Annotated in this window: 13 protein-coding genes; 8 read left to right on the forward strand and 5 right to left on the reverse strand. The window is 47.3% G+C overall.

The window, feature by feature from the left end:
• The first annotated feature begins 1 nt into the window (after nucleotide 1).
• Both FGT79_RS13255 and FGT79_RS13260 read left to right on the forward strand, forming a co-directional pair.
• Nucleotides 2-1,069: a DUF294 nucleotidyltransferase-like domain-containing protein gene (locus FGT79_RS13255; protein ID WP_138753285.1), complete on the forward strand. Its 1,068-nt coding sequence runs from the start codon at nucleotides 2-4 to the stop codon at nucleotides 1,067-1,069.
• Between the two features lie 12 nt (nucleotides 1,070-1,081).
• The gene (locus tag FGT79_RS13260; protein ID WP_138753286.1) at nucleotides 1,082-1,816 is read left to right on the forward strand and encodes a 3'-5' exonuclease; all 735 of its coding nucleotides are present in this window, start codon (nucleotides 1,082-1,084) and stop codon (nucleotides 1,814-1,816) included.
• Here FGT79_RS13260 and FGT79_RS13265 read toward each other — a convergent pair.
• Nucleotides 1,802-2,248, reverse strand: coding sequence for a M67 family metallopeptidase (locus tag FGT79_RS13265; protein ID WP_138753287.1), 447 nt, complete (start codon nucleotides 2,246-2,248; stop codon nucleotides 1,802-1,804). The genes FGT79_RS13260 and FGT79_RS13265 overlap by 15 nt on opposite strands.
• A gap of 249 nt (nucleotides 2,249-2,497) precedes the next feature.
• Here FGT79_RS13265 and FGT79_RS13270 point away from each other — a divergent pair, with 249 nt between their 5' ends.
• A complete protein-coding gene (locus tag FGT79_RS13270; RefSeq protein WP_138753288.1) occupies nucleotides 2,498-3,037 on the forward strand; it encodes a TlpA family protein disulfide reductase in 540 nt (179 codons plus the stop codon).
• An 87-nt stretch (nucleotides 3,038-3,124) separates the two neighbouring features.
• Here FGT79_RS13270 and cimA read toward each other — a convergent pair whose 3' ends face one another.
• Nucleotides 3,125-4,741, reverse strand: a complete 1,617-nt coding sequence (gene cimA / locus FGT79_RS13275; RefSeq protein WP_138753289.1) for a citramalate synthase — start codon at nucleotides 4,739-4,741, stop codon at nucleotides 3,125-3,127.
• A gap of 203 nt (nucleotides 4,742-4,944) precedes the next feature.
• On the opposite strand from cimA, the gene FGT79_RS13280 reads away from it, so the two are divergent.
• From FGT79_RS13280 to FGT79_RS13290, 3 genes are all read left to right on the forward strand, one after another.
• Nucleotides 4,945-6,231, forward strand: coding sequence for a DNA polymerase IV (locus FGT79_RS13280; protein ID WP_138753627.1), 1,287 nt, complete (start codon nucleotides 4,945-4,947; stop codon nucleotides 6,229-6,231).
• 58 nt (nucleotides 6,232-6,289) lie between these two features.
• Entirely contained in the window at nucleotides 6,290-6,526 is a 237-nt protein-coding gene (locus FGT79_RS13285) for a ferredoxin (protein ID WP_138753290.1), read from the forward strand.
• Between the two features lie 151 nt (nucleotides 6,527-6,677).
• Nucleotides 6,678-8,078 (forward strand): L,D-transpeptidase, encoded by a 1,401-nt coding sequence (locus tag FGT79_RS13290; protein WP_171056225.1) that lies wholly within the window; start codon nucleotides 6,678-6,680, stop codon nucleotides 8,076-8,078.
• Between the two features lie 3 nt (nucleotides 8,079-8,081).
• Here FGT79_RS13290 and FGT79_RS31170 read toward each other — a convergent pair whose 3' ends face one another.
• Nucleotides 8,082-8,222, reverse strand: coding sequence for a hypothetical protein (locus tag FGT79_RS31170; protein ID WP_171056226.1), 141 nt, complete (start codon nucleotides 8,220-8,222; stop codon nucleotides 8,082-8,084).
• 174 nt (nucleotides 8,223-8,396) lie between these two features.
• Here FGT79_RS31170 and FGT79_RS13295 point away from each other — a divergent pair, with 174 nt between their 5' ends.
• Both FGT79_RS13295 and yjbM read left to right on the forward strand, forming a co-directional pair.
• Complete coding sequence (locus FGT79_RS13295; protein ID WP_171056227.1) at nucleotides 8,397-9,494, forward strand: quinone-dependent dihydroorotate dehydrogenase; 1,098 nt, start codon at nucleotides 8,397-8,399, stop codon at nucleotides 9,492-9,494.
• Nucleotides 9,495-9,511: 17 nt separating this feature from the next.
• Nucleotides 9,512-10,315: a GTP diphosphokinase gene (gene yjbM / locus FGT79_RS13300; protein WP_138753293.1), complete on the forward strand. Its 804-nt coding sequence runs from the start codon at nucleotides 9,512-9,514 to the stop codon at nucleotides 10,313-10,315.
• An 81-nt stretch (nucleotides 10,316-10,396) separates the two neighbouring features.
• Here the strand turns inward: yjbM and FGT79_RS13305 are convergent, their stop codons facing one another.
• Nucleotides 10,397-10,930, reverse strand: a complete 534-nt coding sequence (locus tag FGT79_RS13305; RefSeq protein WP_246096443.1) for a PCYCGC motif-containing (lipo)protein — start codon at nucleotides 10,928-10,930, stop codon at nucleotides 10,397-10,399.
• A complete protein-coding gene (locus FGT79_RS13310) occupies nucleotides 10,930-11,445 on the reverse strand; it encodes a thioredoxin family protein (protein ID WP_138753295.1) in 516 nt (171 codons plus the stop codon). Before FGT79_RS13310 ends, FGT79_RS13305 begins: the two co-directional genes overlap by 1 nt.
• Nucleotides 11,446-11,459: the final 14 nt, after the last annotated feature.

Consider the following 11,459-nt stretch of genomic DNA (forward strand, 5'->3'; position numbering starts at 1 on the left):
CATGAATGATCCGGTGCGATTGCAGTTACTGAAACAGATTAGTTCCGTCGATCATGTTGAGGGGCTGCGAAACCTGCGGGATCAGATACACGAGCATATGGAAGCTCTTCTCCCCACGCGTCCAGTCGAACAATTTAATGAACAATTAAATGAGGTACACGATGCGGTCATTGAACGCTCGGTTATTCTCGCAGAAGCGGAAATGGCACGGATGGGGAAGGGTTCTCCCCCCGTGCCTTACGCATATCTACTGTTCGGCAGCGGTGGTCGGAAAGAGCAAACTTTGTCAAGTGATCAAGACAGCGGTGTTGTCTATGTTGATCCAGTAGCTGATTCAGCAGATGTGAAAATCTATTTTAAAGAGTTATGTGAAATTATCGTTCAGAATCTGCAGCATACCGGATACCCTCCTTGTGAAGGGAATGTCTTAAGCAGTAATTCGGAGTGGTGCTTGCCGCTTTCGGAATGGGCAGCCAAACTAGATCAATGGTTTGAAGAGCCTGCTTGGGAGGCTGTGCGGTATTTATTGATCATCGCTGATGGTCGCTGCGTCTATGGCGAGAAGAAACTTCTTGATGAGCTGAAAGATTCGTTTTTCACGGATATGCTGAACCATCCTATTATTTTGCAGCGCATGCTTGATAATACGCTGCGGCACAAGATGCTGCTTGGTTTTTTTGGGCAGCTATTGAAGGAGCAGTACGGTGAAGATGCGGGGAGCATCGATATTAAGTATGGCGCGTACATTCCTATGGTCAACTCGATTAGATTGTTATCTATTCAAGAAGGTATTCGTGAAACTTCTACGCTTGAGAGAATGAATATGCTGGTCAAAGCTGGTAAGTTGTCAGAAGCGGATGCAGCCATATATGGTGGGGCTTTTCGACTCTTCTTGCGCCTTCGCCTCATGACAACAGAACAGAATTCGGATGACCTGTACGCCAATAATGGCAAGCTGTCCAGCCGTAAACTGACGAAGGAAATGACTGATGAGCTAAAGAGCAGTCTGCGTCTAGGCAAGAAACTGCAAAGAGCAGTTCTCAAGCAAACCATGGGCAGGCTTACGTAAGGCGGTGGAGAAATGAAAGATCAAAAAGGCGTCGGTCGTATGTGGAACCTATACAAAATGGGAGGATTTACGCCTGCCATCGCTTCTATGTTAGGCTCGCAGAACGCTCAGCAAATGGCATTTATTCGCAATGTCAATAAAGAACAGCGCAAACAATCCATGTTCGACATGCCGCTTAGAGAACTTGAGGTCGTTGTGTTCGATCTGGAAACAACGGGTTTCTATCCCAATAACGGAGATGAGATTATTTCATTCGGGGCCGTATTGCTGCGCGGTGGCGAAATTGCGGAGAGCGAGACGTTCTACAGCCTTGTTAACCCGAAGCGGAAAATTCCGAAAGCCATTATCGAGTTGACGGGGATTACGAATGAGATGGTTCAGGATGCGCCTGACTTGATGCAGGTGCTCCACGATTTCATGGAATTTGTAGGCAGGAGATTGTTGATTGCACATGCTTCTGGACATGACAAGCAGTTTCTGAATGCGGCGTTATGGAGAACCTCCAAAGTGAATTTGAACCATAGGGTGCTGGATACGATGATGGTTGCCAAGTGGCTTGAGCCGAACCTGAGCGGATACAGTCTAGACGACTTGTTAGATAGCTGCTGTATCCCCATCACGGATCGGCATCATGCGCTTCAGGATTCCATTATGACGGCAAAGCTATGGCAAAATTACTTGGCTCGTATTCTAGAGAGAAATATTACGACGCTTGGCGATCTGTATGCTTATTTAAGTAAGCACTAGCTCAAGCGGAACGAAATGACCAGCTGTACGGTAATAGGGCCTTACCTCGGGCTCTGTAATGTTGCGAAGTGACACAATCCAATAGGAAAGCTCGGATGCGGGCAGGAAGCCTTCAGAGTCGCTAGAAGACGGAATCGCTTCTGTGCGCGGATGGGAATGGAATAAGCCGACAAGTGATTGTCGGTTTTTTTGCATGGTGTAATAAGCGGCCGCCCATTCCGATGGATCGAAGGAGAAGGCGTGTGTCGGGTCGATGTGCGTATTGGTAATCGGGATGATCGTGTCGATTAAGCGTTGGTCGCCAGTTGAATCTTCAGTAAAACTGCTGGCTAATATTCCACAGGCTTCGATCGGCTTAGCCTCCATACAGATGCTTATTAGTTTCTTGTAGGCGAAGTGGGTAATGCAGCCTTTCATTTGTGCTGTCTCCATTGCATGGCCTCCCTCATCAACTGTATATGGTTCTAGTATAGCGAATTAAGCTGTCATGAGCGAATAGGACAAGCGCCAGCGTATGAACTTTATTGAAGTAACCGATAATAAAACAGAAGAGAAGTAGTGATTTCATGTTAAAAATGACTATTTTATGGCTAATTGGCTTCTCGTCTTGAGGTTCCATATTGCACATGATACGATGAATCCAAAGCTTTTGTTGAAATCGGGAGAGAAGGAAGGTACATCATGAAACGCGTTATCACTTTATTTACCATTGCATTCCTATTTGCAGGATTAGCTGTATTTCAATATAAAACGGATGGTAAGGAATCTGTCACATTAGCGGCTCCATCTGCTGATTTCAAACCTAAGGCGGGATTTGCAGCCACGGCGTTCAAGCTGCCTGACTTGGATGAGAAGTCTTATGAGATTGGAGGGCCGCAAGGCAAGCTTACATTCGTGAACTTCTGGGCTTCCTGGTGTGGACCTTGTGAGCTGGAAGCTCCGGATCTTCAGCGGCTACATGAAGAGTACGGCAACACGATGCAGCTATACGGTGTAAATGCGACGAAGTATGATAAAGAGCGGGCAGCAAGGGATTTTGTCGTTGAACATGAGTTCACATTCCCGATCTTGATGGATCGCGCCGGTGATGTGACGAAGCAATACAAGGTAGACACGTTTCCTACAACTTTTTTGATTGATGCTGAAGGAGTAATAAGGGAGCGCATAAATGGCGTCATTACATATGAAGAATGGCAGCGACTGATTGAAAAGTGGATGTAGCATTATTTGTATGAAATGTAGGTGTTGTCATACCTATAGTAATGGAAAAGGCAGTCCCGAATTGCATTCGGGACTGCCTTTTTTGATTTAATGATTAACCAGCCCGATCCGAAAAAGCGGATCAACATGTGCATTATCGACTTTGACCATGCCCAGAAGCGCGTAACGGATGCTGTCAACGAGTGCTTCCCAGCTTGCTTCAATTACGTTGTTGGACACGCCAACAGTACTCCAGGTGTTATCAAGCCCAGTCGACTCAATTAGGACGCGAACTTTAGCTGCTGTAGCGTCCTTCTCGTCAATTACACGTACTTTGTAATCGGAGAGGTGAATACTCTCGATCTTTGGATAGAATTGCACCAGCGCCTTGCGCAGGGCGTTATCCAGTGCATTAACTGGACCGTTACCCTCAGCTACCGTGTACACCTGCTGGCCGCCGACGTTGATTTTGACAATCGCTTCAGAAATCATCTGGCCATTCGTTTTCTCAACCAGCATTTTGAAGGACTCAACCTTGAATACCTCTTTCACATCGCCGTCGAAAGCTTCGCGCAGCAGAAGCTCAAGGGAGGCGTCTGCACCTTCGAATTGATAGCCTTGATGTTCAAGATCCTTGATTTGATCCATGATCAGCTTCGTTTTCTCGTTGTTTGCCGTTACGTCCAGACCAAGCTCTTTGGCTTTGGATATAATGTTGCTCTGACCAGCAAGCTCAGACACGAGAATACGTTGTTTGTTCCCAACAAGCTCAGGCTGAATGTGCTCGTAGGTTTTGGAATCCTTCATAATCGCCGAAACATGGATGCCGCCCTTGTGAGCGAATGCAGCGTTGCCTACGAAGGCTTGACCGACTGGCATATGAACATTAGCGATTTCGCTCACATAGCGGGCCGTACCCGTAAGTGTACGAAGCTTGTCCTCTGGAAGTACGTCATACTTCATCTTGATCTGCAAATTCGGAATAATCGAACATAGGTTGGCATTGCCGCACCGTTCGCCGTAGCCGTTAATCGTGCCTTGAATCTGACGCGCCCCAGCTTGAACTGCAGCAAGAGAGTTAGCGACAGCGAGCTCGCAGTCGTTATGCGTGTGAATACCGATTGGTGTAACAAGTTCTTGCTTGACCTTAGTTACGATCTCGTGAATCTCGCTCGGAAGCGTGCCGCCATTCGTATCGCACAGAACGAGCCAGTTCGCTCCGGCCTCTTGTGCTTTCTTGAGCACAGCAATTGCATACTCAGGGTTATTCTTGTAGCCATCGAAGAAATGCTCAGAATCGAACAACGCTTCCATTCCGTTCTGTTTCAGGAAAGCGATCGAATCATAGATCATGGCTAAGTTTTCTTCCAAAGTGGTCTGCAGCGCGGTATGTACATGGAAATCCCATGATTTCCCAACGAGTGTCGCTGCAGGTACGCCGGATTCCGCAATGCGAACGAGGCTCGCATCATGCTCCGCCAAGCTGTTTTTGCGACGGGTGCTGCCGAATGCAGTCACTTTGGCGTTAAGATTGAATGCTTTGATACGTTGAAAAAATTCAATATCCTTGCTGTTGCTGCCTGGATTGCCGCCTTCAATATAATGAACGCCGAGGGCGTCTAGCTTCTGGGCGATTTTTAATTTGTCATCCGCTGACAGGCTGATTCCTTCTCCTTGTGTACCGTCACGCAGCGTCGTATCAAATATGGAAATGTTTGTTGTCATTAATGGGACGCCTCCTTCATTAATTGCCTACTCGAATTATAATTTATTATTATAACACTTGTCATTGGGAAAGTAGAGGGGGTATGATTAAATTTTGTCTGAGAAGTAGAGGCACCGTTGACTTGACCCTATTGGAAATGTATGCTTTGGGGGAGTTAGCTTTTGTTAGCTATGGTTTCCGACAGGTGGTGAACGGTCAGCGCATGGCGAATGTAAGTGAGCATTATCCGGCCAAAGGCCGCGTTATTATACATTTAGATATGAACGCTTTTTATTGCTCGGTGCATGAAGCTGAGGAGCCGAACAAATATGCGGGCAAACCTACAGCGGTGTCCGGAAGCGTAGAACAGCGCAAGGGAATACTTGTGACATGCTCTTACACGGCAAGAAGCAAAGGCATTAAAACAGGAATGACAGTAAGACAGGCACTTCAGCTCTGTCCGGAGCTTATATTAATAAAGCCTGATTTTACACTATACAGGAAGTACTCTCACGGATTTATGGCTATAGCCAGACAATTTACGCCTCTCGTGGAAGCGGTATCGATTGATGAATGCTATATGGATATTACAGGTTCCAAAGTGTTCGGCTCACCGCTTGAGATTGCGGAGCTGCTTCAGCGGCGAATTATGTCGGAGTGGTCGCTGCCTTGCTCGATCGGTCTCGCGCCTAATAAATTGCTTGCGAAGATGGCTTCTGACATGAAGAAGCCGAACGGACTCACTGTCCTGCGGATCCGCGACGTGAGACATGTCTTGTGGGACAAATCATGCGATACCCTGTTTGGTATCGGGAAGAAAACAGCCGACAAGCTCATGAAGCTGAACATCAGAACAATAGGCCAGCTGGCAGCAAGCGACGAGCTTATGCTGAATAAGCATTTCGGCGTCATGGGGTCATGGATGAAATCAGCTGCGCATGGAATGGATCACTCGGAGGTCAATCCGAATCGTGAGCGAAACAAATCAATCGGCCATACAACGACGCTGCCGAGCGACCTAACCGCTCGTGAGGATGTGTACCGTGTGTTGCTTAATTTGGCCGACCAGACCGGTCGCAGGCTGCGGAGACAGAAGATGGTTGCGACAACCGTACAAATTACGATTCGCAAGCCGGACATGACGACGATTACCCGCTCTCATACACTCGCTGCACCTACTCAGACATCCGATGATTTCTACCTTGAGGCTTGCAGGCTGATTGACAGGCATTGGCGGGTTGGAGAGCCGATTCGGCTGCTAGGCATAACGCTTCAGAACCTGTCGCTGCTTGAAGAAACGGCGTTGCAGTTGGATTTGTTCAGCTATGAGCAGCAGCCGCGCAAAGAGGCCTTAACGAAGGCAATGGATTCCCTTCGCGACAAGTATGGAGAGAATGCGGTCCTAACGGCGGGAATGCTGGGTGATGATCCTTCAACCTTAATTAGGAATAAACGAATTCGCGGTACATCCTTGCAAAAGGATGATGGTTTGTTATATATTGATGATTGAAGCTTGACTGATCAGAGACGAGATTATTCCGTATATATTTATTTGGGAGGGAATTTCCATGGGTAAGTTTACTTGGGTTGAGAAAGATACGTGCATCGCTTGTGGAGCTTGCGGAGCTACTGCACCTGACATTTATGATTATGATGACGAAGGTCTTGCAGAGGTTATTTATAAAGCGGACGGAAACAAAGGTAATGTTGAAATCCCAGAAGATTTGTTTGACGATTTGCAGGATGCAGCAGACGGCTGTCCTACCGATTCGATCAAAATCGCCGATGTTCCTTTTAATTACTAATCGTTTTGAAAATGAAAATATCCCCATTCGCTTATTTGTTAAGCGAATGGGGATATTTTGTTTCCAGCAGCCTTATATATAAAGACTGGGATACAAACAAAAGCCTGTTCTGCCGATATAGTGGATATATCACATGTTGGGAGGATGGGGGATGGACTCTCCAGAAGACCTATTTTATTTGAAGCAATTTGTAAAGCAGCACCCCGATAACCAGATGGGATGGTATTTGCTTGGCAAGCAGTACCTGCTTGAAGGCAAGGAAGGAAAGGCGAATTATTGTTTCCTGCAGGCTGGTGAGGTATATGACGCATTCGAGCATGAAAGTCATCCGCTATCTGAGAGCCAACTGCAGCTCGTTAAGGAATGGGGGCTGCGCGAGAGGAAAAAAAGACTCCTTCGGAAGACTGGCATGTTAGCGGCATTATTGCTGCTGATTGCTGTGCTTGCCCCAGCGAATGGAGCCATATTTGAGCCGCAAGCTCCGCAGCCAACTGCAGTTGTTGACATCAACAGACCGCCAGTAGGCGCTGTGCTAATCCCTCATAAAGAACGAAACCCGATTGGAAGCGCTTGGAACAGCTTGATTGCGGCAGGCAATGAAGCTCCACAGGTTACTCTCGCTGCCCGTCTGGAGGAAGATACAGGCTATCGGAAATGGACAGGCCGAACAAGGCTGCTTATGTCAGTAGAGAGAGAAGAGAGCAATGGCATGCTGGATGTGTCGATGCTGGACCAATTGACTTGTGATTGTGAGCCGGCAGAATCTACTGCTGCCGAACAGCAATATCGCGAGTGGCAGGAGCGGCAGGAAACGCACTGGACGCTTGCAAGCGCGGTATTTCATTATGAACGCAAATATAAGAAGTGGCCGCAGCAGCTCGACGATCTCATCCAGCCCTATCCGAACAATGTAATCGCCGGTGAGCGTGAAGGCATGAAGGCTATGTTTCCTGAAGTGCTCAAAAAGCTCAAAGCTATGAAGTCTGACACACCAAGCGGTACTTTGCCTGCGTCGTCAGAACCTGGCACTGAAAGGGCACCGTCTGAATCCGAGAAGCCTAATACGCAGTCAATCGTCGGAAGCAATGGTATATTGGACAAAGAGTGGAGCTCGCCGCTCTCGATTGTTGTAGATAAATCTACGCACCGGCTTGCTATTGTTCAAGGGGATATTATTGTTCGCAGCTATCAGGTAGGACTTGGCGGTGAGGAAACACCGGAAGGAAGCTTCTACATAAGTGAGAAGGTTAAAAACCCAAACGGAAGTGATGATGGTATATTTGGGAGTCGAGGCATGACGCTGTCGGGGTCATTATACGCCATTCATGGTACCGATGAGCCTGAGAGCATTGGCAAGGATGAATCGCTTGGCTGCGTCCGAATGGGCAAGGACGATGTGGAGGAATTGTTCGACATGGTGCCACTTGGTACGATTGTCCAAATAAAAAACGGGACGCTTCCAACTAAGGTGCAGCAGCCAGCAGAACGTTTTGAGCTGGAGCCGCGCCAGAATGAAACCAATCCCGCGAAAGTGTATAAATGGTTAAATTAAAGTTTACGAAGTGAACACGAGGAGCAGCGCCACCGCAATAATAACGACACCTACGATAGAGCCGATCCAAACGAGCGCTTTCTTGTTTACCTCATCCTTCGGCTTTGCTTTTATTGTAGCGGGTTTTCTTTTGGGTGAACTCATCGACAATCAACCTCTCTATTTCGAAATAATAATGACTATGATCTCATTGTAATCGTTTTCTAGACAAGCCGCAATATAATGGATGCTTGCACTTCATGTGCAGGCTCTTTTCTTTTTGCCGTAAAAACGATAAACTGTCATGTAGAACATACAACTGAGATCGGAGTGGGTAGGTTGCTTTATTCTTCAATTTTAAAGCCGATTTTTTTTAAAATGGATCCTGAGAAGGCCCATCACCTCGTTATTGATGGTTTGGCAATGGGCGGAACTGTACCAGGCTTGAACGGAATTATGCATGCGATGTACGGCGTAGCAGAGTCGCCTGAGCTTGCGACAGATCTATTCGGTCTTCATTTCCCGCACCTGGTAGGGCTTGCCGCAGGACTGGACAAAAACGGTAAAGCCGTTGACGGTTTCTCAAGCGTGGGCTTCGGCTTTGCTGAGGTAGGTACGGTAACACCTAAAGGACAAGCAGGCAACGAGCAGCCCAGATTGTTCCGTCTCCCGTCTGACGAGGCACTTATCAACCGGATGGGATTTAATAATGAAGGAACGGCTGCGATGGCCCTTAAGCTGGCCAAACGCAAAATAAGCCGAATTCCTATTGCGGTCAACATAGGCAAAAACAAAATGACGCCTAATGAATTGGCTCATGAAGATTATCAGACTTGTATTCGGGATTTGTATACATATGGCGATTTCTTTGTGGTGAATATCAGCTCGCCTAATACACCTGATCTTAGGGATCTACAGCACGGAGAAGAGCTTAGAAACTTACTTAGCGCTGTAAAAAAGGAAATAAACACGCAGGCGGCGAAAATAGGAGGAAAAGCGAAACCCGTTCTCGTCAAAATCGCGCCTGATATGACAAGCGAGCAGCTTGAACTGACTGTTGCCACTATTATGGAGAGCGGTGTGTCAGGAATTATTGCGACGAATACGACCTTATCCCGCACAGGTCTGCAGCATGAACATGCTAGGGAAGCGGGCGGACTTAGCGGTAAGCCGCTGCGTGAGCGCTCAACCGAGGTCATCCGCGCAGTATATCGTCAGACTGGCGGACAATTGCCGATAATAGGCTCCGGCGGCATTTTCACAGCACAAGATGCATACGATAAAATCCGCGCAGGAGCTTCGCTCGTTGAGATTTATACAGCGCTTATTTACAAAGGACCAGGCGTGCTCCGTGAACTGACGAGCGGATTGAAAGAATGTTTACGCAAGGATGGATACAGAAATATCGCCGAAGCGGTCGGCGCAGATCACGTTTAGGAACAGGAGGCGGCCGGATGGACGGTAGAGACTGGAATCTTTTTTTACAGCCTTATGAACAAACGGTTGAAGAACTTAAAGTAAAGTTTAAGACAATGCGGGTTGAATTGAAGATTAGGGAAGCATATGCGCCTATAGAATTTGTCACCGGCCGGGTTAAGCGAATATCAAGCATCTTGGAAAAGGCGAAGCGGCTAGATGTGGCTTCGGACCAGTTGGATACAGGCATTGAGGATATTGCGGGCATTCGGATCATGTGCCAGTTCGTAGATGACATTCACCGGGTTGCAAGCCTGATTCGCACGCGAAAGGATCTAACGCTTGTATACGAGAAGGATTATATTACGAACTTTAAGGACAGCGGCTATCGCAGCTACCATATGATCGTGGAGTACCCCGTACAAACAGCCCTCGGATACAAGATCGTGCTGGCAGAAATTCAAATTCGCACGCTGGCTATGAACTTCTGGGCAACGATCGAGCATTCCTTGAATTATAAATTTAAAGAGAGCTTGCCGGAGGATGTGCGGGATCGTCTCAAGAAAGCAGCCGAAGCCGCTTCGCAGCTAGATACAGAAATGACTAGTATTCGCAAAGAAATATTGGATGCGCAGACGGAGTTTGAGGAGCAGTCAAATGTTGTGTCGAAAGTACTGAATGGCATCCAAGACTTGTACTTCTATCATCGGGTTCGTGAGGCTGCTCAGTTCCAGATGAAGTTTAATGAGAAGTTTGAGAAAGAGGATTATCATGGGCTGAACCAGCTGTCCTCTGATATTCAAGCGGCAATCGGCAAGGCGAAGAAGGGTAACCAGAACTAGTTGAACGACAAAAGGGCTGCTTGGCAGGGTAATGAAAACCTGCCAAGCAGCCCCTTTGTATGATATAGGGAGCTGGCAAAACTACTCGCTGGATTTCTTAGGCTTGTACAGCCCATCAATCGTTTCGCGAATCTCATCGAGTGTTTTGCCTTGCTTGCTTAAAGCGATAACTTCTTCCATCTCTTTCTTGCAAATGCCGCAGCTGGTGCTATGGTTCGTCCAAGTGACACTGCCTTCATCGGCAGGATGCTCAGCGACGTAACAACGCAGGAGAGAATCATGAGGATTGTCTACCTCAACACCTTCAGCACAGCCGCAGTAGCAGGAAATACCGCTCATAATATGAGCATGATCCTTCACTTCTTTGTAAAGCTCTTTCGTATGAGGTGTATAATCAGACAGAAAAGCAGGTAGCTCATTATAGGACGCGGTCGTTTGCCATGTTTCCGAGCCGTGCTGATGCTCAGTGCCTGCTTTATCATCATCTGCAAGGCCGCATGCAGTGAGCAGGGTTATGAATGCGAAGGCGAGCAATAGAGCATATAAGATGCCGCGAACACGGGAGTTTTTCTGCTCTTCCGCGATTTGTTCATCCGATAAGCGCTGGCGCTTCATCAATTGGCTTCAGCTCCTGAATATTTGTTGAAGAAAGCTTTGAAATCGTCTAAGCTGTAGCCGGTTGTCCCTTCCTCCGCCAGTCCGCCCTCAAGCTTGTCGATTTGGACGCCGTCTTTGAAGTATGCTAAAGTCGGAGTGTATTCAACAGCGTACTTGTTGAAATAAGAAGGGAATTCTCTTAAATTGAACTGGGGCAAATCAATGCCGAGCTCATCGACAAGCGGCATCAGCTGCGGCGTTGTTTTCTGGCAGTGCGGGCAATCGGAAGCGAACAGATACACGAAGAAATCTTCTTTGTCAGCAACCTTCTTGTCCAATACGGCCGGCAATATGATATTCTGGTAGTTAGGATCATTGAGCTGCTTGCGTGTTGCAGGGTTGAGCTCCGAGACTGGCTTGTCATACAGGGCGTTCACTTTACCGCTGTTATTCAGGATGAAGATAAAACCGAATAATAATACGACGATACCGATATACACATAGATCATTTTGACTTTTTGTTTCTTTTTCATAAATGTGGCTACCT

It is taken from the genome of Paenibacillus sinopodophylli, from assembly GCF_005930355.1.
Classification (GTDB): domain Bacteria; phylum Bacillota; class Bacilli; order Paenibacillales; family Paenibacillaceae; genus Pristimantibacillus; species Pristimantibacillus sinopodophylli.